This is a genomic window from Bacteroides sp. ET336 (assembly GCF_024733815.1).
GTDB lineage: Bacteria > Bacteroidota > Bacteroidia > Bacteroidales > Bacteroidaceae > Phocaeicola > Phocaeicola cellulolyticus.
In genome coordinates, this window is the sequence record NZ_JANRHK010000021.1 from 37,752 (window position 1) to 62,773 (window position 25,022).

The window sequence follows — 25,022 nt, forward strand, 5'->3', positions numbered from 1 at the left end:
ATAAATAACTATCCTTTATATGATTAAGAATTAATAATTAGATTTTGTGGATTTAAAGTATTTTCCATCATAACCAAATATTAATTCTTAACTTTTAATTATTAATTAAAATGCGCTTGGTTTCAGTTTCAATCCTACTGTTTCCTCAAGGTTGAACATCAGGTTCATGTTATGTACTGCCTGACCGCTCGCACCTTTCAGAAGATTATCTATGCAGGATACTATTAACAGTTTGTCACCATGCTTTTCAAGGTGGATAAGACATTTGTTGGTATTTACCACCTGCTTCAAGTCTATATTTTTGTCTATTATATATACGAATGAATCTTCTGCATAGTAGTCTTCGTACATTTTCTTTATTTCTTCCAGCTCAACTTTGGTTTTTACTACTATCGTAGCGAAAATACCGCGTGCAAAGTCGCCTCTGTATGGAATGAAATCAATATCAGAATCGAAGCTGTTCTGCAGCTGGCAGAGTGACTGTTTTATTTCAGGCACATGCTGATGCTGGAATGGCTTGTAGATGCTCATGTTGTTGTTTCTCCAGCTGAAGTGGCTTGTAGCTCCCGGCTTAACTCCTGCACCTGTGCTGCCTGTTATGGCATTTACCATGATGTCATCGTTTAGCATTAAATTTTTTGCCAGCGGAAGAAGTCCAAGCTGTATGCAAGTGGCGAAACATCCCGGATTTGCCACGTGTTTGCTATGGCAGATGGCGCGTCTGTTCAGTTCCGGTAATCCGTAGATGAAATCGTGGTCATCACTCTTTATACGATAATCCATTGATAAGTCAATAATCTTCAACTCTTCTGGAACGTTGTGGCTTTCCATGAATTTCTTGGTATCACCATGAGCTGTACAGAAGAAAAGAACATCAATCTTATCAAGAGGAAGTTCGTCTGTAAATGTCAGATCGGTTTCGCCATACAGCCCTTCATGCACGTCAGTTATCTGGTTTCCTGCATTACTTGAACTGTTTATAAATACTATCTCAACGTCAGGATGATTGATAAGCAGGCGAATAAGCTCGCCTGCCGTATATCCTGCACCTCCTATAATTCCTACTTTTATCATACGTCCGCTTCGTCTTTATGGTTAGCGTAATAAGCTCTGAGCGGAGTAGAAAGAACTTTGATGAATCCTTTTGCATCGTCGGCAGTCCAGCCTTTCTGCATTTCACCGTATTCTCCAAATTTGTTTTTAACAAGATCATCCTTAGAGTCAACACCTACTGTAGAGAAGCAGTAAGGACGCAATTCCAAAATTACAGTACCGTTAACGTTACGCTGGCTTTCTGTAAGCATAGCTTCGATGTCGCGCATAACAGGTTCCAGATACTGGCTTTCGTGAAGGAACATACCATACCAGTTGGCTACCTGATCCTTCCAGTACTGCTGCCATTTGCTCAAAGTGTATTTTTCAAGGAACTTGTGTGCGCCGATGATAAGCATAGGAGCTGCAGCTTCGAATCCTACACGTCCCTTGATACCGATGATAGTATCTCCCACGTGCATATCGCGACCTATACCGTAAGCAGCACCAATTTCTTCTATCTTCTGGATAGCCTTAATCTTGTCGTCAAATTTCTCGCCGTTTACAGCGCAGATTTCACCTTTCTTGAATTCAAGTCTAAGTTCTTCCGAACCTGTTTTCTTAACCTGCTTCAGATATGCACTTTCTGGTAATCCCTGAGTAGAGTCCAGAATTTCTCCACCGCAGATTGAAGTACCCCATATACCTACATTGTAAGAGTATTTCAGTTTAGTGAAATCAGCTTCGAAACCATGTTCTTTCAAGTAGTTGATTTCGTATTCACGGCTCAAAGCCATATCACGTGTAAGTGTGATGATTTCAACACCTGGAGCCATAACAAGGAAAGTCATATCGAAACGAACCTGATCGTTACCGGCACCTGTCGAACCGTGTGCTATGGCGTGTGCACCTATTTCGTTGGCATAACGTGCAATAGCCAGTGCCTGGAAAATACGTTCAGAGCTTACTGAAATAGGATATGTACCGTTACGGAGTACGTTACCGAAAACCATATATTTCAAACTCTTTTCGTAGTATTCCTGTGTAACGTCAAGAGTAACATATTTTACAGCTCCTAGTTTATAAGCATTTTCTTCGTTCTGTTTCAATTGTTCCGGACTGAAACCTCCGGTGTTGGCACAAGCTGCATATACTTCGTATCCTTTTTCTTTTGCCAGATACATTACAGTGAATGATGTATCAAGACCACCGCTGAATGCCACAACTACTTTTTTCTTTTCCATATATGTATGAGTTTTTGGGTTCTTTTATTTTAGAAATTATTTACTTTATCGTCCTGATGTAATGCAGGGTCGTATAACATGGCTGTACAGATACAGAATTTTCTGTTTTTTGCCATCAGAATATCGTGGTTGATGCAACCTTCGCATCCTTTCCAGAAGGATTCATCGTCTGTAAGTTCGTTGAATGTTACAGGTACGTATCCCAGTTCTGTATTCATCTTCATTACGGCTGCACCTGATGTAAGACTGAAGATTTTAGCTTTAGGCCATCTGAGTCTTGCCAAAGTAAATGAAGCATGTTTTATTCTTTTTGCTAGTCCCAGTCCACGATACTTTGGGTGAACTATAAGTCCGGATGTAGCAACATATTGCTTGTTTCCCCACGATTCGATATAGGTAAATCCTGCCAAATCATCTCCACACAGTGCTATAATAGCTTTACCTTCTTTCATTTTTGTAGCTACGTATTCATGAGTACGTTCGGCTATACCTGTTCCTCTTACTTTAGCAGCCTCTCTTATGGTGTCCAGTATATAATCCACATATTTTTCATGTGAAGCGTCAGCCACCATTACGTCTATTTGTTTTTCTTTTTCCATCGTTTTTGTATGTTGTTTCCTTCAGCTTTTTTTATGTTCTATTGTTTCAGTTTATATTTGGAATTATCAGTCTAAGTGTGTCTGTTACATTCTGGCGTGAATAACCTTCTCTGATTACCAGCATTATTGTATCATCGCCAGCAATAGTTCCTATAATCTCTGCGAAATTATGGTCATCAATATCGTATGCCAGGCTGCTGGCATATCCCGGTCTTGTTTTGATCACCGCTATATTTCCTGAGAATTCTATTCCTATGAATCCGTTATGGCGCATCATTTCAGTAGCACCAGGCGGATTTGCCATGCGCTTGTACATGGTGTTGTTCGGGAGTACATATACGTAGTTCCCGTTCATGCTTGCAGCTTTTGCCACTTTCAATTGCTTTAAGTCTCTTGACAGTGTGGCTTGTGTCAGACTGAACCCTTCTTTAGTCAGTTCCTGAAGAAGTTCATCCTGGCTTCCGATTTCTTTTACGGAGATAATCATTTTAATGGCATCAAGCCTTGTACTCTTACTTTTCATTGTATAATTATTCTATATTGAGCGCAAATATACACCTATTTATTTGATTTCATGCATAAATACGAAGTTTTTTATATGTTTATTCGTAAAAAATGTGAAATTAGTGCATAAATAATCATCAGTACGGTATATGTATAACTTTTTTGTAACTTTGTGCATTGTAATATAAATAATGTATATGAACTACGGATTGCTTGAAACAGGCAAAGACCCAATGGGAAATGCCATTTATGATTACTTCTGTAAAGGTCAGGCCGGAAGACTCAGAGTTTTCTCGCCACAGTTTGATGAGGATGAAATTCCTGTAGAGACTCTTTTCCGCGAATATGATGAAATGCCCGAGCTGGAGCGAAAGGCGTTGGATATGGCTACAGGCAAAATTCTTGATGTAGGTGCCGGAAGTGGTTGTCATTCTGTCGCTTTGCTAGATATGGGCAAGGATGTTGAGGCTATAGATATATCTCCTTTATCTGTAAAAGTGATGGAAGAGAGTGGGGTTAATGCCCGTCTGGTTAATCTTTTTGATCCGTCGTTTGTCGGCGGTTATGACACTATATTGATGTTGATGAACGGTTCCGGAATTATCGGTTCTTTGCAGAATATGGAGACATTTTTTACGCGTATGAAGGAGCTGTTGAATCCGGGTGGATGTATCCTTATGGATTCGAGCGACCTGAAATATCTGTTCGAGGATGAGGACGGAAGTATGCTTATTGATTTGGCTGCCGATTATTATGGCGAGATAGAGTTCAGTATGCAGTATAAGCAGATAAAAGGCGAACAGTTCAAGTGGCTGTATATTGATTACGAAACTCTGAATTTTTATGCATCTCAGTATGGTTTTAAGACCGAACTTGTATATAGCGGAGAGCATTACGACTATCTAGCAAAACTGACTATTGCGGTATAATTTTAATTGGCCCTTTAATTTAAGCTATACCCGTTTGGGTATAAAAAATAATTTTGAATACTGAATTATACCCTAAAAGGTATAATAAGTCGAATATATTATTATATTTGTACCCGAAAGGGTATAATTATGGAATACACAGTAATAGCAGATTTTGTAAAGGAGATGCGTCGCCAGTTCGGATTGACACAGGTCGATCTGGCTGATAAGTCCGGAGTAGGGTTGCGCTTTGTTCGTGATTTGGAGCAGGGCAAACAGACCTTGCGTATGGATAAGGTAAATCAGGTTCTCAGTCTTTTCGGTCGCCAGGTAGGTCCTGTTGAGCTGAGTCCAAAATCAAGGGAGGATAAGTAATGAAACGTGCAAAAGTATTTCTGCATGACCGCTTGGCAGGCAGACTGGTGGAAGACGAAAACGGATTCACCTTTACATACGACACAGATTATTTGAAGCTGCCGGATGCAGCTGCAGTCAGTCTGACACTTCCTCTTGGAGAGAAACAGTTTCACGATATGGTGTTGTTCCCGTTCTTTGACGGTCTGATACCGGAAGGATGGTTGCTGGATATTGCCGAGAGAAGTTGGAAAATAAACCAGCGTGACCGTATGTCGCTTCTTTTGGCTTGCTGCAAGGATTGTATAGGAGCCGTAAGTGTTATACCCGACGACGAAATAGAGGAGGATAAATTATGAGCAGATGCCTGTATTGCTATAAGGAATTAGGAGAAGGCATGAAGGATTTCCATCCTGCATGTGCCAAGAAATTCTTCGGAACTCGTACCGCACCTGAGTTACCATACGTACGTGCCCAATTGGGAGACCTGGCTCGTCAGGTTGTGCGTAGCCAGACTACACTGACAGGTGTACAGGCTAAGTTATCTCTCGATATTAACCGGGGCGGACGCAATGAGCCGGACCGTTTTACAATAGTTGGTCTTTGGGGACGTTTCATCCTAAAACCTCAGACTCATTCATACCGTGCCTTGCCCGAACTGGAGGATGTTACCATGCATCTTGCCGAGGCTGTGAAAATCAATGTGGTTCCCCATAGTCTGATACGTTTTAGTGATGGTGAACTGTGTTATATTACCCGCCGTATAGACCGCCAGCCGGATGGTCGTAAGATAGCTATGGAAGATATGTGTCAATTATCCGAAAGACTTACCGAATATAAGTATAAGGGTTCATACGAACAGATTGCCAAACTTATCCGCCGTTACTCTTCTGCGCCGCAACTTGATGTTATAAATTTTTGGGAAGTCGTGGTCTTCTGTTGGATAACCGGCAATGCTGACATGCATCTCAAGAACTTTTCTCTTTATAATCAGATGGGCGGTTACACACTTACACCGGCATACGATATGCTTTCCACAAATCTTGTTATGCCTGAAGATACTGAGGAGCTTGCTCTTACCCTCAATGGAAAGAAAAGCCGTTTGCGTAAGGCTGACTTTTACAAGGCGATAACGGCATCGGGAGTTGACGAGAAAGTTATCGAGAATCTTTCCCGCCGTTTCAGCCGTGCATTGCCCAAGTGGTTCGAACTGATAGACAATTCCTTTTTGCCCGATGATATGAAAAAGCAGTACAAACAGCTTATCTTGCGCCGTGTGGTAATGCTGCGTTGAGTTCTATAGTATATTGAAATGTCTCAAAGCATTGATGATACCATTATCATCTACAGATGACGTGATATAGTCGGCTGCAGCCTTGACTTTGTCCGATGCATTATCCATGGCAACACCTATTCCGGCATGTTCAAGCATGTTGATATCGTTTCCGCCGTCGCCGAAAGCCATTGTCTCTTCAAGCTTTATGCCGTAATGCTTTATCACTTCGTCTATGCCACGGCTCTTGCTTGTACCTTTATTTATGATGTCGGCAAATAGCGGGTGCCATCTCATTGTTTCGCAATGGGTAAGTATCTTGCCGAAAATTTCTTCATCGGCTTCGGTAGGGAAGTAGCCCATAATCTGTAGAATATCTTTTCCAAGTGCTTCTTCTCCAGGTTTTACAGGAGGAATGGAAATCTCTATAAGTTTGGCTATGTCTTCCACTGCTTTATCCACTTTTGTGATAAACCACTGGTTGTCGTGCACAAAGACGAACGGATAGTCGTGTTTTTTAGTGTATTCCACAACTCTTTCTATATCTTCGGCAGGTATCAGTCCTTTGTAAATATCCTTGTGGTCGGCTGTAAAGCAGTGAGCACCGTTTAGGGTTATATATCCGTCGAATTCAAGATCCTCAAGATTGTTTATAAGCAATTTAGGGCGTCCCGTGGCGATAAATACCTTTATACCTTTTTCTCTTAACTCTTTAAGTGCCTGTTTGGTAGATTCCGGTACTCTGTGTGTGTTGAACGAAACCAATGTTCCGTCGATGTCGAAAAATATAGCTTTAATCATAAAAATACGAATGTTATAATGTCATGCAAAAGTACGAAAAATATTGTTACAGCCGTTTGATTTGTATCAATAAGTAATGTGAAATAAAATATCTACATGTTTTTGTAATAAGAAATTAGTAAAATCCTATATTTGCGTAATTAATTGAAATGAAACATGGTATTTTATGGAATGTAAATATAAAAGAATAGCGGTAAAGATTGGCAGCAATGTGCTTACACGCAAGGATGGTACGCTCGATGTTACGCGAATGTCTGCGCTGGTTGACCAGGTGGCGGAACTTCACAGGGCAGGAGTTGAAATAGTGCTTGTATCATCGGGAGCGGTGGCTTCCGGACGCAGTGAGGTAAAGCCTTTGCGCAAACTCGACAGTGTTGACAGCCGCCAGTTGTTTTCGGCTGTAGGTCAGGCCAAGCTGATAAACAGATATTACGAACTGTTTCGCGAACATGGAATTACTGTAGGTCAGGTGCTTACAACCAAGGAAAGTTTCTCCACAAGACGACATTATCTCAATCAGCGCAACTGTATGCAGGTGATGCTGGACAATGATGTTATTCCCATTGTGAATGAAAATGACACAATCTCTGTTACGGAACTTATGTTTACCGACAATGACGAACTCTCAGGTCTGATTGCAGCCATGATGGATGTTCAGGCATTGGTTATTCTGAGCAATATCGACGGTATATATAATGGTGCCCCTTCCCAGCCGGGAGTGACTGTTATCAGAGAAGTGGAACAGGGCAAGGACCTGTCGGACTATATCAGTACTGAGAAGTCAGGATTCGGCAGGGGAGGTATGCTGACTAAAAGCAGCATTGCCCGCAAGGTGGCAGACGAGGGGATTACAGTATTTATTGCCAATGGAAAGAAGGACAATATACTCGTTGATCTGATTTCCAATCCTGAAGAAACCGTATGCACGAAGTTTGTTCCTTCGGAGAACGGTGTGTCAAGTATCAAGAAATGGATTGCCCACAGCGATGGATTCTCAAAAGGTAAGATTATAGTCAATCATAAGGCTGCTGACAAGCTGCGTGGTGACAAGGCGGTAAGCCTTCTTCCTGTAGGAGTGACAGATATAGTTGGCGATTTTGAAAAGGATGATATTGTAACTATCGTAAATCCTGACGATGAGAAGATAGGTGTTGGCCGTGTAAGTATGTCATCAGCAGACGCAAAAGCCGTTATGGGTATTCATGGTAAGCCTTATCTCGTACATTATGACTATTTATATTTAGAATAACTTTCATAATGACATACTTTTTATTATTTTTGTGGAAAATAACTTAAAGACTATGGATGAACAGATAAAACAAATAGCAATGCGCTTACATGGATTGCGCGATGCTCTTGACCTGACAGTGGAGCAGGTAGCGGAAAAGATTGGAGTAACTCCTGAACAGTATGCCGCTATGGAAAGTGGCGAGAAAGACCTTTCGGTAAGTACACTTCAGAAGATTTCAACAGAGTTCGGTGTATCTCTTGATGAACTTATGTTCGGCGAAGAACCTCATATGCGCTCATATTTCCTTACACGCCGTGGAACAGGTATTTCAGTGGAAAGAACAAAGGCTTACAAGTACGAATCATTGGCCTCAGGTTTCAAGAACAGAATTGCAGATCCGTTTATTGTAACGGTAGAACCTAAGCCTGAAACCACACCTATATATTATAACACTCATGCCGGACAGGAATTCAATATGGTGATTGAAGGACGTCTGTTGCTTGATATCAATGGCAAGGAGCTTATCCTCAATCCGGGCGACAGCCTGTATTTCGATTCCTCTCTTCCTCACGGAATGAAGGCACTAGACGGAAACAACGTTAGATTCTTAGCTATAGTAATGCAATAATCAGATACGATATATGTTAGAGAGATTTGTAAAACAGACACATTTTACCTCACAGGAGGATTTTATAAAGAACTTCAAGATAGAAGTTCCTGAAAATTTCAATTTCGGCTACGATGTAGTAGATGCGTGGGCTGCCGAAGACCCGGAAAAAGAAGCGATATTATGGACAAACGATAAAGGTGCGTGCATTCATTTTTCGTATGCCGACCTCAAGAAATATACTGACCAGACTGCATCTTACTTTCAGAGTCTCGGTATCGGTCATGGCGACAAGGTTATGCTTATCCTGAAACGCCGTTATGAGTTCTGGTATTCCATTATTGCTCTTCACAAATTAGGTGCTGTTGTAATTCCTGCTACACACCTTCTTACCAAAAAAGATATTGTTTATCGCTGCAATGCTGCATCTATCAAGATGATTGTAATGGCGGGCGAAGAAGTGATTACAAAACATGTGATAGATGCAATGCCTGAGTCTCCTACAGTAGAGAAACTCGTTAGCATAGGTCCTGACATACCTGAAGGCTTCCTTGATTTCCATAAGGGAATAGATAATGCGGCTCCTTTTGTCCGTCCTGAGCATGTAAATACCAACGACGATATATCATTGATGTATTTCACATCCGGTACCACAGGCGAACCTAAGATGGTGGCACATGACTTCACTTATCCGTTGGGACATATCGTTACAGGAAGTTTCTGGCATAATCTTCATAAGGACAGTCTTCATCTTACTATTGCCGATACAGGCTGGGGTAAGGCTGTTTGGGGAAAATTGTACGGACAGATGATAGCAGGTGCAACAGTCTTCGTATATGATCATGAGAAGTTCACTCCTGCAGATATTCTTCAGAAGATACACGACTATCATATCACATCTCTTTGTGCGCCTCCTACAATATACCGTTTCCTCATCCGTGAAGACCTGTCCAAGTACGATCTTTCATCATTGGAATACTGTACTACAGCCGGTGAGGCTTTGAACTACTCTGTATATGAAACATTCCTCAAGATAACAGGAATACGTCTGATGGAAGGTTTCGGACAGACAGAAACAACACTTACACTTGCCACATTCCCATGGATGGAACCGAAACCGGGAAGTATGGGTGTGCCTAATCCTCAGTATGAGATAGACCTTATCAAGCCTGACGGACGCAGTGCCGAAGATGGCGAGCAGGGACAGATTGTGGTACGTACAAACCATGGCAAGCCACTGGGATTGTTCAAGGAATATTATCGTGCTCCTGAACTTACACACGAGGCTTGGCACGACGGCGTTTATTACACTGGCGACGTGGCATGGCGTGATGAAGACGGATATTACTGGTTTGTTGGTCGTGCGGACGATGTAATCAAGAGTTCCGGTTACCGTATAGGCCCGTTCGAAGTGGAAAGTGCGTTGATGACACACCCGGCCGTAGTTGAATGTGCCATAACAGGTGTACCTGACGAAATCCGCGGACAGGTGGTCAAGGCTACAATTATCCTTGCCAAGGATTATAAGGATAAGGCAGGCGATGCTTTGATTAAGGAACTTCAGGATCACGTGAAGCGTGTTACCGCTCCATACAAATATCCTCGTGTGATAGAGTTTGTGGATGAACTTCCAAAGACTATCAGCGGAAAGATCCGTCGTGTGGAAATCCGTCAGAAAGATAATCAGTAACTGTAGATTAAAGTCCTGAATATAAATCTGAAACTTTTCTCGGAATACAATATTATTTTATGAAAAAACAGCCGGTTGGGATTTTTCCTGACCGGCTGTTTTTTTGATTATGTAAAAGAATGATTGTCTATTTGTAGGCTTCGCGTACGGACAGAAAGAAATATATCCCTGCCGCAATCATAGCCAAACCAAGTATTGCATAGAATATTCTGGATTTGTTTCTCCCGAGGGCTCTCACTATGAACTGGGAGTTCTGTGCTGTGAAGAACCATTCCCAGTTAAAGACTGATGCCATGAGAGACAAAATCCCTACCAGTACAAATACCGACTGTATTATGTAGTGTGCAATCATCGTTATTCAGCTTCGAAACGTACGGTACGTGTTCCGTCCTCTGTCTCTTCTATATATACGTTTACGGTATTACCCGGAAGCACGTCCTCTATCAGTTCAGGCCATTCTATGAAGCAGAGTGCGCCGCTATAGAAATAATCCTCATATCCCATGTCGTAAACTTCTTCCAGTTTCTTTATTCTGTAGAAGTCGAAGTGATAAATCAGTTCGCCTGCAGTTTCAGAACGGTATTCGTTTACGATAGCAAAAGTAGGTGAGTTTATAACGTCAGTCACTCCAAGTTCTTCACACACAGCCTTTATGAATGTAGTCTTACCTGCACCCATCTTGCCGTAGAAAGCAAAGACTGTATTGTCGCCCATTTCAGCAATGAATTGTTTCGCTGCTTCATGGATCTGTTCCAGTGAATTAATCTTTATTTCCATAATTATATGAGTTTATTGAGTTTTTAAGCTTAGCTATAGCATAGATCACTATAGAAGTAAATATAATTGATGCTCCTGAGGGCACCTGAAGCTGATATGACAGTATCAGACCGCCAAGACAGCTGATATAGCCTATGAGAATTGAGAGCCAGATAATCTTCTTGAAACTGTTAGTGAAAAGATTTGCTGTCATCTGTGGCAGTGTAAGCAATGAGATGACAAGAACTATGCCTATCATTCTAAGGCAAGCCACTATGGTCAGTGCAATGAACATCATCAGCGTATATTCGAACAGGGTTACAGGCAAGCGTTGCGAACGTGCAAATTCTCTGTCGAATGCTATTGATACTATAGGTCTAAGGAATATTGCAAAGAATACGGCAAGTGCTAGACTTATTATGCCAAGCAGTATGATATCCCCCGGAGTAATGGTCAGAATGTTTCCAAAGAGGAATGAAGAAAGTTCAGGCGTAAATCCCGGAGCGAGAAAACTGAAGATAATTCCCACTGCCATACCGAAAGTCCAGAACACGGCGATAGCGGAGTCTTCCCGCATGTCGCTTCTTTTGCTTAGCCATTCCACTCCGAATGCCGACAACACAGAGAATATGGCAGCTGTAAGCAGCGGCGAAATACCTGTGTATAGTCCTATTCCTATTCCTCCGAATGAAGCATGGGTTATTCCTCCGCTGATGAAGACCAGGCGTCTTGTCACGATGTATGTGCCTATTATTCCACAGGCAATACTTGCAAAAAGGCTTCCCAGCAGTGCATTCTGGAAAAATGTATATTGGAACAGTTCTATGAAATCGGTCATTTTGAGTTTTTGAGTTTTTAAGTTCTTGAGTTTTTGGGCTTATTAGATTGCATAAACAAACTAATAAACTGACAAACTAACAATCAATGTATTCTTCTTTCTCCCACAATCAGGAACAGCTCGTCCTTTAGCTCGTTTGGCAGTTCAATGCCTCGCAGTTGCAGGCTTCGGCACCATCCTGCCACCTCTACTTCCTGGGTGGAGTAAAGAATATCTCTGAATTCTTCTATCTCTTCCTCTGTGTAGCTGTCCGATGTGCGTCCTTTGAAACGGTCCAGCTCTTCGTCATCGTAGTATTCTATCGACTTGCTTACTGCTGCCAGAAGACTGTCTTTCTCGCATGTCTCATGCTGACCGCAGCATTCGCTGTCCACCTCAACCACTTGCGGCTCTTCGGTTATTTCTCCTTTTTCTATTTTTTTCTGGATGTTGCGGTTATAGAAGTATCCGGCGATAAGTCCGAACAGCGCAACACCGATGAGTGCTAAAACGAGTATCCACATGTCTTTATTCCTCCATTATGTTGAAACCTGCCTTGGTCAAATCTTTCCAGAATCCGGGATAAGATTTTGATACCACTTGCGGATTGTTTATTCTGATGTCCTTCAGCTTCAGTGCTGCCGGTGCGAATGCCATTGCCATTCTGTGGTCTTCGTATGTGTCTATGGCAGGGTTTATGTCAGCTTCGCATCTTTCTCCATCCCATGACAGTACCGAACCGTCGCTTTCCGATATTACGTATCCCAGTTTCTTCATCTCGTTTATAAGTGCAGCCATTCGGTCTGTCTCTTTTATCTTGAGACTTTGCAGACCACTGAAGCGGAACGGTATTCCCATCATGCAACAGGTCACTACGAATGTCTGTGCCAGGTCCGGCTGGTTTACGAAATCGTATTCCATTCTGTCGGTAACCTTTCCGCTTTTGGTCAGAACTACATTCTTGTCTCCATATTCTGTTGTTACACCCAGTTGCTCAAACAGTTCTGCCACTTTGGAGTCACCCTGGAAACTTTTTTCGAAAAGTCCCGGAAGTTCCACGCGGGCGTTGTCCGACAAGGCTGTCATCTCATACCAGTAAGAAGCTGCGCTCCAGTCGCTTTCCACATAGTATGGAGTAGGTTTGTAAGTATAGTTGCTTATGCATATAGTGTGTTCGTCTGCCCATACGGCATCAGCTCCGAACTCTTTCATTATCCGGATTGTAAGATTGATATATGGTTTTGAAACGATGTTGCCGGTCAGGTTGAGAGTAAGTCCGTTTTTAAGAGTCGGACCTATCATCATAAGAGCGGATATGTATTGCGAGCTGATGTCACCCGGCAGTGAGATAACATTTCCGCTAAGTTCTTTTCCTCTGATTTTCAGTGGAGGAAAACCTTCTTTCTCTGTATATTCAATGTCCGCTCCGAGGCTTCTCAAGGCATCCACCAGTATTTTAATCGGGCGCTGTCTCATTCTTTCAGTTCCCGTAATGATATGTTCGCCTTCTGTAACAGAAAGATATGCGGTAAGAAATCTCATGGCTGTACCTGCCGCCATGATGTCTATGGTGTCGGTCATTTCACTAAGCGCGCGCACCATTACGAAAGTGTCGTCGCATTCGGACAAGTTCTCTATTTTCCCGTCATGTTTTGACAGTGCTTTAATGATAAGAGCCCTGTTGCATATACTCTTTGACGACGGTAAAAGTATGTTTGTATTTATATTTTCAGGTGCTGAAACTTTTATTCTACCCATATTGTAATCTTTCAGTGTTCGTTTAGATTGCAAAGATAATGTATTTATTTGTTTTTTTGATGGAAAGGAGTTTCATATAATATTTTTATCTTTGTAGCATATTAACTCAAATACATAAATCTAGTATAATTATGATAGAACCGGTATATTCTGCAGCTCCCGACAGATATGAAGGGAAGATGAAGTATCGCCGATGCGGTAAGAGTGGAATTCTTCTCCCTGAGATTTCATTAGGATTGTGGCATAACTTCGGCGATGTGGATACATTGTCAAACAGTCGTAAAAAGTTGCATTTTGCTTTCGATAATGGTATAACCCATATAGATTTGGCCAATAACTACGGACCTTCGTACGGTTCGGCGGAAGAGACCTTCGGACATATAATGAAGACATCATTCGCTCCGTATCGTGACGAACTCTTTATTTCTACCAAAGCCGGACATGATATGTGGCCCGGACCGTACGGAGAGTGGGGCTCGAGGAAATATCTTTTTGCCAGCCTTAACCAGAGCCTTAAACGGATGAACCTCGAATATGTCGATATTTTCTATTCCCACAGGTATGACCCTGAGACTCCGTTGGAGGAAACATTGCAGGCGCTTGTTGATATTGTGAGAATGGGAAAGGCATTATATGTCGGAATATCAAAATATCCTGCCGACAAGGCCAGGTTCGCATACGAATATCTGAAGTCCGAAAAAGTTCCGTGTCTGTTGTATCAGGGCAGATATAATATTATAAACCGTGAGCCCGAGGAAGAAGGTATTCTGGATGAAGCTTATAATACAGGTGTTGGCTTTATAGCTTTCTCTCCACTTGCCCAAGGCTTGCTGACAGACAGATATCTCAATGGCATACCTGATGATTCGAGAATAGCAAGAGGTGGATTCCTGAAAAAAGAAGCGCTCACTCCTGAGATGTTGGCGAAGATATCTGAATTGAACCGTATTGCGTTGGAGCGTGGACAGACTCTTGCCGAAATGTCATTGGCATGGTTGCTGAAGGATAATAAGGTGACATCCGTGATTGTAGGCGCAAGTTTAGTGGAGCAGCTGTCCGATAATATCAAGGCTTTGAACAACACATCGTTCGATGAGGTTGAACTCAAACGTATTGATGAGATTATAAAAGGTTGATTTTAACAGACTATATATGGAGGTAGTATAGTACCAATGTGTGCTATACTACTTTTTTATTGTATATTGGGGAAAGAGATGCGGAAACGTGTCAGTCCGTCGGAATAGGTTCGCAGGGAGAAGGTGCATCCGTGTTTGGTCAATACCTCGCGGATGAATATCAGACCGATACCCTGGCCGTTCGGTTTTGTGGAGAAGAAAGGGCTGAAAAGTTTGGCTTCCACTTCCCGGCTGATACCCTTACCTGTATCTGCTATTTCGAGCGTTACGGGTGAATCCGTAGTACGGATGTATATGTCGCCACATTCGCCGATACTTTCAGCGGCATTCTTTATTATATTGACCAGTACCTGTTCGAACAGTACTGTATCTATTTTTACAACAGGATTTTCCGGACAAAGCTCGTTGTGGAGAGTTATTTTACGGTCGCGGCAGACAGTCTCCATAAACATGCGGCAGGCTGAAACTCTGTCGTTCAGCCGTACCTGTTCAAGGTTTGGCTCAGGTATCTTTACCACGTTTGCAAAATTGGTTATGAAGCTGCTCATGCCATAACAGCGTTCCACACATACCTTCATAACTTCCTGTATGTCTTCCGTATCTTCCATCTCTTTCAGTGCCTCGCTTGCAGTTTCCAGCGTGGAAGTAATACCGGCCGTGGTATTGTTTACTTCGTGGGCTATCATGCGGATAACCTTCTCGTATGCCTTCTTTTCGGCTTTAACCACTTCGGCAGTCAGACTTTCTATCAGAACAAAGGGGTGTGCGAATCCTCTGTCAACAAACGAAAGCCGTGAGCAGCGGTAAATCATCGAGTCGCTCAGGCGGATAGTGTCTGTTGTATCTTTGGGCAACCGGTCTATCTCTTCAGCCAGCGGACATTCCAGGTTCTTGAACTCTTTTCCTGTCAGTTCGTTTGCCGATGTGTATCCCAGAAAGCGTAGTGCGGCAGCATTAATCATGGAAATCTTTCCGTCGAAATCGAGTATGATAACTCCCATCGGGGAAACATTGATAAGCAAATCAAGGAAGTAATTCTGTTCGCGGAGTCTTAAACGTTCGTTTTTCAACTGGTCCATCATCCTGTTGAACATATCTACTATACGGTCTGCTTCAGCCTGTCTTACAGGAGCGAGACGGCTGCTGAAATCCTGTTCGCGAAGCAAATCCATTCCGTTGGCTATACTGTCCAGAGGTTTTACCACTTTGCGGTAGAAATAAATTAGGACAATAAGGCTGAGCGTTATAATAGCCTCGCCTACATAGTGGAGTGTTACCTTTTCTTTTAAAGTGAAGAAGAACAGGATACCCCATGCAAACATCAGTAATATAGCCAGCAGAAAGAACAGGTTTTTCAGTTTCATCCTTATTTGATTTAGTCATTGAACGAAATGCCGTATTTTTCCAGACGGCGGTATAGAGCCGCGCGGCTGATACCTAATGAAAGGGCAACTTGCGAAAGATTATTGCCGTGTGCTTCAAGTGCCTGCATGATAGTACGTTTCTCCAGTTCCTCCAATGTCAGACCTTGCAGGTTTTCAGTTACGGATGTAGTAGAAGCCGGATGATACTGTGCCTTGAAGTCATCTGCTGTAAGCAGCTGCTTGCCGCATACCAGTAATGTACGTTCTACCAGATTTTTCAGCTCACGTATGTTTCCGGGGTAGGGCAGATGGCTCAGATAATCCAAAGCATCGTCAGTCAATTCAACATGAGAAAGTCCGTCGGCTTTGCAGCGGCTGTCGGCAAAATGACGTGCAAGCAATGGGATATCTTCCCTGCGTTCGCGCAATGCCGGAAGATGTACAGTTATCAGATTTATACGATAGAAAAGGTCTTCACGGAATGTGTGTTCACGCACCATCTGTTCGAGGTTGGCATTCGTGGCGCAAACCACTCTCACATCTACCTTCCGCGGGCGGCTTTCGCCAAGAGGTTCGAATGTCTGCTCCTGTAGGACACGGAGCAACTTGACCTGACATGACAGATCCAGCTCGCCTATTTCATCGAGGAAGATTGTTCCCTTGTCCGCCAGTTCGAAACGTCCTTTACGGTCCGTTACGGCATCGGTGAACGCTCCTTTCTTATGTCCGAACATCTCGCTTTCGAAAAGAGTCTGTGAGATACCTCCAAGATTGACTTTTACAAACGGCTTGTTCCTGCGCGGACTGTTCAGATGTACGGCCTCGGCAATAAGTTCCTTGCCTGTTCCGCTTTCGCCCGTTACCAGTACCGATGCACCGGTACGAGCCACTCTTTTTACTGTAGTAAGAACATCAAGCAATGCCTTGCTCTTGCCTATGATATGACTGCGGTCGAATCCGTCATCGTCAGTTAAAACAGTATCTGCAGACTTGTCTTTTGATGTCAGTTCCAAAGCTGTTTCTATGCGTTGCATAAGGGCGGCGTTATTCCATGGCTTTGTGATAAAGTCGAAAGCTCCTGCCTGCATACCCTGTACTGCCAGCGGGATACTTCCCCACGCTGTCATCAATATTACAGGAACATCAGGGCAGAACAGCTTGACCTGCCTGAGCAGTATCAGTCCTTCCTCGCCATTGGTGGAAAGACTGAAATTCATATCCATCAGAATAAGTTGTGGTGTAACGGAACGGACTGTTTCTATAGCCTCTTTAGGACCGGAAACAGCCAGGACATCGTACTTTGCCCGCTTCAGCATGAAACTGAGCGAGGAACGTATTGCACTATCATCATCAATTATCAGTATCATAACTCTGCAAAAGTAAATATAATTCCTTTAATCTGTGGTTTTATCTTCTGACAATCTTTTCGAAGTCGGCATCAATTCCGGTGTTCGTCGCGAAATCCCAAAGTGTCAGACTGCGCAATTGATAATAATAATACCAGTAATAAAACAGTTCGTTGATATGCTTGCGGCGTGCCTCATCCTTCTGGCTTTGCGAGTCGTTCAGGTCGAGTGTGGAAATCTTTCCTATCATGAAAGTCTCTACATTGGTGTGATAGCGTTTTCTTGCTATCTGATCAGCCTCATCTGCCAGATGAAGCTGTGTCTGCTGGTTGTTGAACTGCTCAACCAGTATAAAGATATTTTGGTTGAAGTTCATGGATTCCTGACGCAGTTTACTTTCTGTCACTTCGCGGTTGCTCTGTGCCACTTTTACCTGTCCGCGACGCTTTCCCCAGTCCAGTATTGGAATCTTGAATCCTACTTCTACTACCTGATTGTCTTTCAAACGGCGGTAGGCGCTGTCGAAACGGTTGTCCGTACCGGTGAAACCTACCTGAGCGAAGAGGGTAATTTCACGCATATTCCCTTTTGCCTTTGCCACTTCATAATCGGCCTCCAGTTGTCTGCGGCGTATGTTATGGGCGAAAGAGTTATTGGCAAGAGCTTTCTGTAGTACGTCATCATAGTCTAAACGCACGTCCGGTACTGAATCGGGGACTATCGGTTCGAGTTCCTCATCTTCACTTAGGGCAAGGAAAGAACGTAAGGTAAACATGCAGCTTTTCAACGAACTTTCGTTTGAAGTCAGGGTAGAGCGGGCATCGAGTACATTCAGTTCCAGTTGCAGCAAATCATTCTCGCTAATCTGTCCCATACGGCGTTTTGCCTTTGCCACTTCGTGAAGCTTTTCGGCATTGGCAAGGTTCTGACGCGCTATCATTACATTTTCCTTTGCCAGCAGCAGGTTAAAGAAATGATTTATGGTTGTCATTGTTACTTCCTCGGTTGCACTTAGGAAAGCAGCTTTGGCTTCGGCATAGCGTACCGGTTCTATACGGCGGTTCCACTTTATGTTATTCACTCCGAAAATAGGCTGGCTCAAAGTAAGTGCGAGAGGGACGGACATAAATCGGTTTCCTACTGTTCCGTCCATCTGACGCAGAAAATCGAGTGAAGTGTTCAATGACAGTTTACCTCCCGTAAACCAGATGTTCTGGTCGATGGAAAGCTGTCCGTTCATCTGCATATAGTTGTTTCTGACAAATGTATATGAACCGTCTTCCTGCTGGTAGGAGTTGTAGTTCTTGTTGTACGAAGGCAGATTTGCAGAAAAGTTTATCTCAGGCAGCAGGTCGGCACGGAACGTACGATATTCCCAATAGGCTGTCTTCAGTTCGTTCAAAGCCACTGCAGCATCCACACTCTGTACACGTGCCAATGTGATAGCCTCGTCCAGTGAGATGGCGCGTCGCTGCACCGGAGAATCTGTTTCTCCGGCTGCAAGCGCCATATTAAGAGAGATTAGAGAGCAAATAAGTATAACAGTTCGTTTCATAAATCCTGTATAATAGAATTCTTAATAATGTTTATTCATCGTGCAATGCTTCAGTCGGGGCAATATTACTTATCCTATGTGCCGGAATATAGATACCTGTCAGTACTACCAGAAGCAGGATGAGATAGATGATGAATGACACTATAAGGAAGTGTTGCCCGAAATTGTCAATCCAACAAGGTTGTGTAATGACCTTAATATAGCTGCTTACCTCATGTAGCCCTTCACTGAGACCATATTGCATATATATTATGCATCCTATAAATGTAGCTATAGTTGTCAGTACCACACCTTCGCCAAGCAGTAGCCGTCGGATGTTGTGTGGTGTAGCTCCATATGACAGCATCACCCCGATTTCTTCACGTCGTGTACGTGTCTGTAGCCAGAAAGTACCTATTACACCGAGGCAAAGATTGATAAGGAAGAACATCGCTACACTCAGATTTCGGCGATATAGTGAAGTGCTGCTGTAAAATTCGCTATCCGCAATAAGATCATCATACGATTGAAGGTCACGTGCATAAAGATTGCCCGCCCGCATCTCACGAAGCATCCATGGCTTGAAATCATGAAGGAAGCGTTCCATGCTGACTCCGTCTTTTATACGGGCCACAATATGCATGTCTTCCAGATTATCAAGAATATCGGGATGACTTTCAGGAATGAAGACTGTCGGTAAAGGACGAAGGTCATTGGCATATTTGAAAGGTTTTACAGTACCCACAACAGACATATAGATGGTATCTTTTCCCTCTGCCTCCCAACAGCGCTGCCTGTTATAGGTATTGGTGTGAAACATGCCTTCCAAAGCATCCTCTGTCAGTATTATATCGGACTCATTATAAGTATAGTCGGAAAGTTGGTTCACTGTCATGCTGCCTTCTCCACGCTTGAAACCGTATGTCTCAAAGAAATCGGTATGTGGCCAGAAGTAAATATTCATGATGTTGAAATCTGTAGAATCACCTTCTGCTGTCAGAACTGAGCTACTGCTTCCTATTGAGCATGGATATGCGAAAGAAACCATAGGAGTGGCATTCTTTACATCCGGATGCTGCCGTGTACGTTCAACAATATTCATGTATGCTTGCATCAGAGAAGCAGAATCCGCGCCTTGGGGATCATAGCCGGGGGCTTGTGGCTGGAGCATGGCTACTGATACCATGCATAGCCGGTCTGCGTCATAACCAAGTGGACGTTGACGGTCGTATGTAACAACGATTACTGGGTCGAATATAATCCACGAAAGTACAGCTACCAATATCAGTTCAGCCATAAGCCAACCGTTGTTACGGCGACGGGACCATAAGTTCTTAAGTATAAGTTTTAGCATAATATTATCTTTTTTCGTAAAGAGAATATACAATAGGTTTACGGAGCGACATCCATGCCGGGAGTAATGCTGACAGAAGGTTCAGCAAAAGGCAGAGCAGAAAGGCTATGCCAAACACTGCAGGTGCGAAAAGCATTTCGCCGGACACATATAGATTTGCGCCTTCAGGAGTGGCTGTCGGCCAGTCGCTGAGTAGGGTGAAAATCCATTCACGTCCCAGATAGACGGTTGTCCATGCCACTATCAGTCCTATAATGCCGCCTGCTATGGTAAGGAAGAGATTTTCCCACATAACCTGCGACAGAAGTGCGCCTTTGTTGGCTCCGAATGACTTGCGGACACCCATCTCCGGCAGACGGCTTTCCATACGGCTGGCAATGAGTCCGCTCAGGTTCAGGGCAGGTACCAACAGCAATACTAATACCACGACTATAAGATATCCTGCCGATTTCCAGAAACTGAATCTGACATCTGATGGAATTTCCTGAAAAACACTTACAAAATGTGAAGTAGGTTGTTCCCACAAATCTATACTCCAGGAATCCTTGTATTCCAGGTTTACACGCCTTGTCAGTTCCTTTATTTCGGCACGTAGGGCATCAGCCTGAGCATCATCTTTAACAAGGAAAGTAATGTTGTATTGACCGCAATAAGGAAACCTTTCGGTGAGTGGTTTCTTATAATTCGGAATAACCGAGTAGGGAAGATATACCTGTGCGTACGATTCATTTGTAAGGTAGCTTGCTCCACGGACAACTCCACACACACGATAGTCAATATAGTCAAGTGTGAACGAACGTCCCACTACTTCCTTTGTGCTTCCGAAAAGTCGTCGGGCTAGATCATCCGATATGACAGCTGTACGTATGCCGCTTTCCAAATCAGAATCAGTGAATGGGTTGCCATCTACAAAACGCAATGGGTAGATACGGAAGAAAGCAGGATCCACCAGCTTTAATGCCGGGCGAAAATCTCCGCTACGGTCAGCTGGCTGGATATATCCGGCTCCAGACATACCACTTCCCAAATGGGCTGAAACCGCTACAACGTTTTTTAGAGGATATATCCATTCCTGTAAGGCGCGATAACTTAGGCCTGCATTCAAGTTGGATTTCTCTTTTTCCGAATGAAACAAGGCATTGGTCAAATATAAAGTGTTGCTTCGGTTTTCTTCTGGATACACCGGTGCCAGCTTTACATAGTAAATCACAGCCATGATAACCGTCATTGCAATTGCAAGGCCTGTTCCTGTAATGTAAAGAGTACTGAAGAGGCGGTCTTGCCTCGTCAATTCAATAGCTTGTTTAAAGTATGTTTTTATCATATATAAATCTTTAAATCTTTTTATCCTATCTGACGTCCGTCAAAGAAACGTACGGTTTCATTCATCACGTAAAGCCTCCGTAGGCGAAATGGCACTTATTTTCCGGGCGGGAATATAAATGCCGACCAACACTACAACTAATAGAATCAGGTAAATGATGAACGAAACGATAAAGAAGTGTTGCCAGAAGTTATGAACCCAATAAGAATCAGTCGTTTCCATACCTGTCTGTCCTTGAGCCAATCCTTCACTGATAGCATATTGCAAATAAAACAGACATCCTATCAGGGTAGAAGCTGTAGTAAGCATAATTCCTTCACCCAACAGGAAACGAACAATGTCTCTCCGCGTAGCACCGTAAGATAACATAACCCCAACTTCTTCACGACGATTGCGAGTCTGCACCCAAAATGTTCCAGACACACCCAGACACAAATTGATAAGGAAGAACACCGCCATCGCCACATTTCGCTGATAAAGTGTCATCGTTCCCGTATTATACTCGCGTTTGGTTATCAATTGCTGATAAGACTCTACCTTCTGTGCATACAAATTACCGGCACGCAGTTCACGCACCATCCACGGATGAAACCGGTGCAAGAACCGATCCATGCTAACCCCTTCTTCCAGTCGAACCAATATTTTTACATCATTAGGAAAATAACTCAAGTCAATGGAATTCATTGGAACAAAAGTCACAGGTATGGGTTGCCAGTCACTATACATACGGAAAGTACCTGTAGTACCTACTACATTCGTATATAGTGTATCTTTACTACTAATTTGCCAAAAGCGGCATCCCTGAGGATTGTCTGTATGAAAGAATGTTTCCAGCGTATTTTCCGAAAGTACCAAGTCACCATCCTTGTATGGATAATCTGAAAGTTCTTCCAATGTCATTCCCTTGCCCGGACGAAAGCCATACGTTTCGAAAAACTGTGTATGAGGCAAAAACTCTATGTAACGCATCCGACAAGGAATGGTATCTCCTACAGGCATACGTGTCGTAATTCCTTGTCCTTGTGAGTTAGGATAAAGCCACCCTAAAATAGGAGTTGCATGTTTTACCTCTGGATAGTTACGCACTCTCTGTACCAGATTATCGTAAGCCCTTACCAGGGAAGCCGAATCTGTGGCCTGTCTGTCGAATCCGGGAGCATTGGGGCGGAATACATTCAACGACACCAAACAGAGACGATCGGCATCATACCCCAAAGGAATCATACGGTCATGCGTCACAACCAGTACAGGGTCAAATATCACCCATGAGACAATACACACAATAATCAATTCTGCCATTAACCAACCGTAGCGAAGCCGACGGAACCATAATGTCTTAAGAATAAGTCTAAACATAGCTTTTATCTTTTTTCATAAAGTGAATTCATAATCGGATTACGCAGAGACAACCATGCCGGAATGAGGGCTGAAAGTATGTTCAGTACCAAACAGAACAGTAAGGTTATAAGAAAGACAGAAGGGGCAAACAGCATTTCACCTGATACATAGACATCTGTTCCTTCAGGTATCAGCGATGCATAACGATCGAATACACGGAATACCCATTCCCGACAACCATACAAAGCAATCCAAGCTATCGCCATTCCCAGTACTCCACCGGCCAAAGTCAACATGAAATTCTCCCAAAGTACTTGTGAGAGCAGTTCGTTCCTTCTTCCTCCAAACACCTTGCGAATCCCCATTTCAGGCAAACGGCTTTCCATGCGGCTGGCTATCAGTCCACTCAAGTTCAATGCAGGCACCAGCAACAGAATTAACAAGATGAACAATAGATAGCGGACTGCTCTCCACCAGTTGCCTTCTCCACCGACTGACATCATCAAAGACGCATGCAGATGGGAAACCGGATCTTCATCTATGTTCATTTTTAGACCATCGGCCTCGTGCAACAGATTCTGCTTGCGCACAATCTCGTGAACTTCTTCACACAGGGCCTTACCTTGCTTTCCGTCTTCCACCAATACCGTCACCTGAAAAGGACCACAATAAGGGACTTCTGGATAAGCTGCATCACGATACCCTTCCATCGTACTATAAGGCACATACAGGTCCGCATACGAGCGGTTTGTCAGATGACTGGCGCCACGAACCACTCCACATACTTGATAGGTCTCGTAATTCAGCAGAAACTGATATCCGACAACTCCGTTCTCCTTTCCAAACAGACGACGCGCCAACTTGTCGGTAATAACAGCTTTTCGAATGCCACTTTCCAAATCAGACTGAGTGAAAGGCTGTCCATCGAAAAAGTGGAAAGCATAAATCCGAAAATAAGCCGGATCGGTTTCTACAATGTTCACCGGGAAATCACCGCTACGGTCGGAAGGCTGAATGTACTTCACAGCTCCGAAAGTTGAAGCACTCACCTCACGGGCATTTTTCAACGGATAAAACCACTCTTGTAATGCCCTGTACGAGTAAGAATAACTCCACGACTGAAAACGTCCGTCCTTATTCCGCTCGAAAGACGTTCCCGACAGGTAATACGTATCTCTCCGGTTAACCTCCGGATATATAGGTGCCAATTTTACATAATAGACAACCGCTACAATCACCGTCATGGCGATAGACAGCCCCGTACCAACTATGTAAAGAGTACTGAATAGGCGGTTCTGCCTCATCAATTCAATGGCTTGTTTAAAGTATGTTTTTATCATATAGAAGTTTCTTGATATTTTATCCTATCTGACGTCCGTCGAAGAAACGTACTGTTCTTGAAGTCTGTTTGGCCTGTTCTTCGTTGTGTGTAACCATCACTATCGTGCGTCCGTCTTCCTTATTGAGCTGATGCAACAGTTCCATAACTTCAGCACCCATTTTTGAATCCAGATTACCTGTCGGCTCGTCGGCAAGTATGATTTCCGGATTTCCGATAATTGCGCGTGCTATCGCAACACGCTGGCACTGACCGCCGGATAGTTGTGAAGGCATGTGTCGCATACGGTGGCTCAGTCCTACCTTCTTCAGAACCTCTTCTGCCAGTTGTCTGCGTTCTTTTGCCGATACGTTTCTGTACAGGAGCGGAAGTTCCACATTGTCAATCACATTCAATGAATTGATAAGATGGAACGACTGGAATACAAATCCCAGGTTCTTATTGCGGAAAGCAGCCAGTTCCTTGTCTTTCATCCCTTCTACTACTGTTCCTGCTATTTTAATAGTTCCGCTTGTAGGAGCATCCAGCAGTCCCATAATGTTCAGCAATGTTGATTTTCCACAACCGGAAGGCCCCATAATACTGAGAAACTCACCTTTTTCCACATTCAGGTTTACATTTTCCAAAGCCTGTGTCTCTATTTCGTTAGTACGGTAAATCTTGTTGATCCCTGTCAGTTCAATCATGTTCATAGTCTGTTATAATTTAATTGT

Annotated in this window: 26 protein-coding genes; 8 read left to right on the forward strand and 18 right to left on the reverse strand. The window is 43.3% G+C overall.

From position 1 onward, the window contains the following. Positions 1-105 precede the first annotated feature (105 nt). Genes argC through NW213_RS14650 form a run of 4 tightly spaced genes read right to left on the reverse strand, consistent with a single transcriptional unit; the run spans position 106 to position 3,398 of the window. Complete coding sequence (gene argC, locus NW213_RS14635; RefSeq protein ID WP_154044928.1) at positions 106-1,074, reverse strand: N-acetyl-gamma-glutamyl-phosphate reductase; 969 nt, start codon at positions 1,072-1,074, stop codon at positions 106-108. Beyond that, positions 1,071-2,276 (reverse strand): argininosuccinate synthase, encoded by a 1,206-nt coding sequence (locus NW213_RS14640; RefSeq protein ID WP_154044927.1) that lies wholly within the window; start codon positions 2,274-2,276, stop codon positions 1,071-1,073. The genes argC and NW213_RS14640 overlap by 4 nt, the downstream gene beginning before the upstream one ends. 29 nt (positions 2,277-2,305) lie before the next feature. Then, the gene (locus NW213_RS14645) at positions 2,306-2,875 is read right to left on the reverse strand and encodes a GNAT family N-acetyltransferase (protein ID WP_154044926.1); all 570 of its coding nucleotides are present in this window, start codon (positions 2,873-2,875) and stop codon (positions 2,306-2,308) included. A 46-nt stretch (positions 2,876-2,921) separates the two neighbouring features. Further along, positions 2,922-3,398 (reverse strand): arginine repressor, encoded by a 477-nt coding sequence (locus tag NW213_RS14650; RefSeq protein ID WP_154044925.1) that lies wholly within the window; start codon positions 3,396-3,398, stop codon positions 2,922-2,924. Between the two features lie 178 nt (positions 3,399-3,576). Between NW213_RS14650 and NW213_RS14655 the strand changes: the two genes are divergently transcribed. From NW213_RS14655 to NW213_RS14670, 4 genes are all read left to right on the forward strand, one after another. Continuing rightward, positions 3,577-4,308 carry a bifunctional 2-polyprenyl-6-hydroxyphenol methylase/3-demethylubiquinol 3-O-methyltransferase UbiG gene (locus NW213_RS14655; RefSeq protein WP_154044924.1) on the forward strand — a complete coding sequence of 244 codons (732 nt, stop codon included), beginning with the start codon at positions 3,577-3,579 and terminating at the stop codon, positions 4,306-4,308. A 129-nt stretch (positions 4,309-4,437) separates the two neighbouring features. Continuing rightward, the gene (locus NW213_RS14660; protein ID WP_154044923.1) at positions 4,438-4,662 is read left to right on the forward strand and encodes a helix-turn-helix transcriptional regulator; all 225 of its coding nucleotides are present in this window, start codon (positions 4,438-4,440) and stop codon (positions 4,660-4,662) included. Next, positions 4,662-5,000, forward strand: a complete 339-nt coding sequence (locus NW213_RS14665; protein ID WP_258323240.1) for a HipA N-terminal domain-containing protein — start codon at positions 4,662-4,664, stop codon at positions 4,998-5,000. The genes NW213_RS14660 and NW213_RS14665 overlap by 1 nt, the downstream gene beginning before the upstream one ends. Further along, the gene (locus tag NW213_RS14670; protein WP_204391356.1) at positions 4,997-5,935 is read left to right on the forward strand and encodes a HipA domain-containing protein; all 939 of its coding nucleotides are present in this window, start codon (positions 4,997-4,999) and stop codon (positions 5,933-5,935) included. Before NW213_RS14665 ends, NW213_RS14670 begins: the two co-directional genes overlap by 4 nt. A 3-nt stretch (positions 5,936-5,938) precedes the next feature. Here the strand turns inward: NW213_RS14670 and NW213_RS14675 are convergent, their stop codons facing one another. Beyond that, positions 5,939-6,715, reverse strand: a complete 777-nt coding sequence (locus NW213_RS14675; RefSeq protein ID WP_258323241.1) for a Cof-type HAD-IIB family hydrolase — start codon at positions 6,713-6,715, stop codon at positions 5,939-5,941. 166 nt (positions 6,716-6,881) lie between these two features. Here NW213_RS14675 and proB point away from each other — a divergent pair, with 166 nt between their 5' ends. From proB to NW213_RS14690, 3 genes are read left to right on the forward strand one after another with little or no spacing between them, the layout of a single operon-like run. After that, the gene (gene proB / locus NW213_RS14680; protein ID WP_204507792.1) at positions 6,882-7,964 is read left to right on the forward strand and encodes a glutamate 5-kinase; all 1,083 of its coding nucleotides are present in this window, start codon (positions 6,882-6,884) and stop codon (positions 7,962-7,964) included. Positions 7,965-8,016: 52 nt separating this feature from the next. Continuing rightward, positions 8,017-8,574, forward strand: coding sequence for a helix-turn-helix domain-containing protein (locus tag NW213_RS14685; protein ID WP_204507793.1), 558 nt, complete (start codon positions 8,017-8,019; stop codon positions 8,572-8,574). 13 nt (positions 8,575-8,587) lie between these two features. Beyond that, the gene (locus NW213_RS14690) at positions 8,588-10,243 is read left to right on the forward strand and encodes an AMP-binding protein (RefSeq protein WP_204507794.1); all 1,656 of its coding nucleotides are present in this window, start codon (positions 8,588-8,590) and stop codon (positions 10,241-10,243) included. Between the two features lie 127 nt (positions 10,244-10,370). On the opposite strand, the gene NW213_RS14695 is transcribed toward NW213_RS14690, so the two are convergent. The 5 genes from NW213_RS14695 to NW213_RS14715 form a co-directional block, all read right to left on the reverse strand. After that, positions 10,371-10,595 carry an immunity 17 family protein gene (locus NW213_RS14695; protein ID WP_204401853.1) on the reverse strand — a complete coding sequence of 75 codons (225 nt, stop codon included), beginning with the start codon at positions 10,593-10,595 and terminating at the stop codon, positions 10,371-10,373. A gap of 2 nt (positions 10,596-10,597) precedes the next feature. After that, complete coding sequence (tsaE, locus tag NW213_RS14700) at positions 10,598-11,020, reverse strand: tRNA (adenosine(37)-N6)-threonylcarbamoyltransferase complex ATPase subunit type 1 TsaE (protein WP_235325696.1); 423 nt, start codon at positions 11,018-11,020, stop codon at positions 10,598-10,600. Beyond that, positions 11,004-11,837, reverse strand: coding sequence for a metal ABC transporter permease (locus NW213_RS14705; RefSeq protein WP_258323242.1), 834 nt, complete (start codon positions 11,835-11,837; stop codon positions 11,004-11,006). The genes tsaE and NW213_RS14705 overlap by 17 nt, the downstream gene beginning before the upstream one ends. A gap of 83 nt (positions 11,838-11,920) precedes the next feature. Continuing rightward, positions 11,921-12,340, reverse strand: a complete 420-nt coding sequence (locus NW213_RS14710) for a phospholipase (protein WP_258323243.1) — start codon at positions 12,338-12,340, stop codon at positions 11,921-11,923. Between the two features lie 4 nt (positions 12,341-12,344). Further along, a complete protein-coding gene (locus NW213_RS14715; RefSeq protein WP_258323244.1) occupies positions 12,345-13,574 on the reverse strand; it encodes a 3-phosphoshikimate 1-carboxyvinyltransferase in 1,230 nt (409 codons plus the stop codon). 131 nt (positions 13,575-13,705) lie between these two features. Between NW213_RS14715 and NW213_RS14720 the strand changes: the two genes are divergently transcribed. Then, on the forward strand, positions 13,706-14,710 hold the full coding sequence (locus tag NW213_RS14720; protein WP_258323245.1) for an aldo/keto reductase: 1,005 nt from the start codon (positions 13,706-13,708) through the stop codon (positions 14,708-14,710). Positions 14,711-14,766: 56 nt separating this feature from the next. Here the strand turns inward: NW213_RS14720 and NW213_RS14725 are convergent, their stop codons facing one another. The 8 genes from NW213_RS14725 to NW213_RS14760 form a co-directional block, all read right to left on the reverse strand. Next, positions 14,767-16,074, reverse strand: a complete 1,308-nt coding sequence (locus NW213_RS14725; protein WP_258323246.1) for a PAS domain-containing sensor histidine kinase — start codon at positions 16,072-16,074, stop codon at positions 14,767-14,769. Between the two features lie 11 nt (positions 16,075-16,085). After that, positions 16,086-17,441: a sigma-54 dependent transcriptional regulator gene (locus NW213_RS14730; RefSeq protein WP_258323247.1), complete on the reverse strand. Its 1,356-nt coding sequence runs from the start codon at positions 17,439-17,441 to the stop codon at positions 16,086-16,088. A 40-nt stretch (positions 17,442-17,481) separates the two neighbouring features. Further along, on the reverse strand, positions 17,482-18,930 hold the full coding sequence (locus tag NW213_RS14735) for a TolC family protein (protein WP_375338160.1): 1,449 nt from the start codon (positions 18,928-18,930) through the stop codon (positions 17,482-17,484). 76 nt (positions 18,931-19,006) lie between these two features. After that, positions 19,007-20,308 (reverse strand): ABC transporter permease, encoded by a 1,302-nt coding sequence (locus NW213_RS14740; protein ID WP_258323249.1) that lies wholly within the window; start codon positions 20,306-20,308, stop codon positions 19,007-19,009. Positions 20,309-20,312: 4 nt separating this feature from the next. After that, on the reverse strand, positions 20,313-21,632 hold the full coding sequence (locus NW213_RS14745) for an ABC transporter permease (RefSeq protein ID WP_258323250.1): 1,320 nt from the start codon (positions 21,630-21,632) through the stop codon (positions 20,313-20,315). 57 nt (positions 21,633-21,689) lie between these two features. Continuing rightward, positions 21,690-22,988 carry an ABC transporter permease gene (locus NW213_RS14750; RefSeq protein WP_258323251.1) on the reverse strand — a complete coding sequence of 433 codons (1,299 nt, stop codon included), beginning with the start codon at positions 22,986-22,988 and terminating at the stop codon, positions 21,690-21,692. A gap of 5 nt (positions 22,989-22,993) precedes the next feature. Further along, positions 22,994-24,310, reverse strand: coding sequence for an ABC transporter permease (locus tag NW213_RS14755; protein ID WP_258323252.1), 1,317 nt, complete (start codon positions 24,308-24,310; stop codon positions 22,994-22,996). 19 nt (positions 24,311-24,329) lie between these two features. Next, positions 24,330-24,995, reverse strand: a complete 666-nt coding sequence (locus NW213_RS14760) for an ABC transporter ATP-binding protein (protein ID WP_154044892.1) — start codon at positions 24,993-24,995, stop codon at positions 24,330-24,332. Positions 24,996-25,022 lie beyond the last annotated feature (27 nt).

Bases quoted from the DNA above. Each gene is read 5' to 3' on its own strand.
- argC (WP_154044928.1), bottom strand. From the start codon at position 1,074: ATGATAAAAGTAGGAATTATAGGAGGTGCAGGATATACGGCAGGCGAG.
- NW213_RS14640 (WP_154044927.1), bottom strand. From the start codon at position 2,276: ATGGAAAAGAAAAAAGTAGTTGTGGCATTCAGCGGTGGTCTTGATACA.
- NW213_RS14645 (WP_154044926.1), bottom strand. From the start codon at position 2,875: ATGGAAAAAGAAAAACAAATAGACGTAATGGTGGCTGACGCTTCACAT.
- NW213_RS14650 (WP_154044925.1), bottom strand. From the start codon at position 3,398: ATGAAAAGTAAGAGTACAAGGCTTGATGCCATTAAAATGATTATCTCC.
- NW213_RS14655 (WP_154044924.1), top strand. From the start codon at position 3,577: ATGAACTACGGATTGCTTGAAACAGGCAAAGACCCAATGGGAAATGCC.
- NW213_RS14660 (WP_154044923.1), top strand. From the start codon at position 4,438: ATGGAATACACAGTAATAGCAGATTTTGTAAAGGAGATGCGTCGCCAG.
- NW213_RS14665 (WP_258323240.1), top strand. From the start codon at position 4,662: ATGAAACGTGCAAAAGTATTTCTGCATGACCGCTTGGCAGGCAGACTG.
- NW213_RS14670 (WP_204391356.1), top strand. From the start codon at position 4,997: ATGAGCAGATGCCTGTATTGCTATAAGGAATTAGGAGAAGGCATGAAG.
- NW213_RS14675 (WP_258323241.1), bottom strand. From the start codon at position 6,715: ATGATTAAAGCTATATTTTTCGACATCGACGGAACATTGGTTTCGTTC.
- proB (WP_204507792.1), top strand. From the start codon at position 6,882: ATGGAATGTAAATATAAAAGAATAGCGGTAAAGATTGGCAGCAATGTG.
- NW213_RS14685 (WP_204507793.1), top strand. From the start codon at position 8,017: ATGGATGAACAGATAAAACAAATAGCAATGCGCTTACATGGATTGCGC.
- NW213_RS14690 (WP_204507794.1), top strand. From the start codon at position 8,588: ATGTTAGAGAGATTTGTAAAACAGACACATTTTACCTCACAGGAGGAT.
- NW213_RS14695 (WP_204401853.1), bottom strand. From the start codon at position 10,595: ATGATTGCACACTACATAATACAGTCGGTATTTGTACTGGTAGGGATT.
- tsaE (WP_235325696.1), bottom strand. From the start codon at position 11,020: ATGGAAATAAAGATTAATTCACTGGAACAGATCCATGAAGCAGCGAAA.
- NW213_RS14705 (WP_258323242.1), bottom strand. From the start codon at position 11,837: ATGACCGATTTCATAGAACTGTTCCAATATACATTTTTCCAGAATGCA.
- NW213_RS14710 (WP_258323243.1), bottom strand. From the start codon at position 12,340: ATGTGGATACTCGTTTTAGCACTCATCGGTGTTGCGCTGTTCGGACTT.
- NW213_RS14715 (WP_258323244.1), bottom strand. From the start codon at position 13,574: ATGGGTAGAATAAAAGTTTCAGCACCTGAAAATATAAATACAAACATA.
- NW213_RS14720 (WP_258323245.1), top strand. From the start codon at position 13,706: ATGATAGAACCGGTATATTCTGCAGCTCCCGACAGATATGAAGGGAAG.
- NW213_RS14725 (WP_258323246.1), bottom strand. From the start codon at position 16,074: ATGAAACTGAAAAACCTGTTCTTTCTGCTGGCTATATTACTGATGTTT.
- NW213_RS14730 (WP_258323247.1), bottom strand. From the start codon at position 17,441: ATGATACTGATAATTGATGATGATAGTGCAATACGTTCCTCGCTCAGT.
- NW213_RS14735 (WP_375338160.1), bottom strand. From the start codon at position 18,930: ATGGCGCTTGCAGCCGGAGAAACAGATTCTCCGGTGCAGCGACGCGCC.
- NW213_RS14740 (WP_258323249.1), bottom strand. From the start codon at position 20,308: ATGCTAAAACTTATACTTAAGAACTTATGGTCCCGTCGCCGTAACAAC.
- NW213_RS14745 (WP_258323250.1), bottom strand. From the start codon at position 21,632: ATGATAAAAACATACTTTAAACAAGCTATTGAATTGACGAGGCAAGAC.
- NW213_RS14750 (WP_258323251.1), bottom strand. From the start codon at position 22,988: ATGTTTAGACTTATTCTTAAGACATTATGGTTCCGTCGGCTTCGCTAC.
- NW213_RS14755 (WP_258323252.1), bottom strand. From the start codon at position 24,310: ATGATAAAAACATACTTTAAACAAGCCATTGAATTGATGAGGCAGAAC.
- NW213_RS14760 (WP_154044892.1), bottom strand. From the start codon at position 24,995: ATGATTGAACTGACAGGGATCAACAAGATTTACCGTACTAACGAAATA.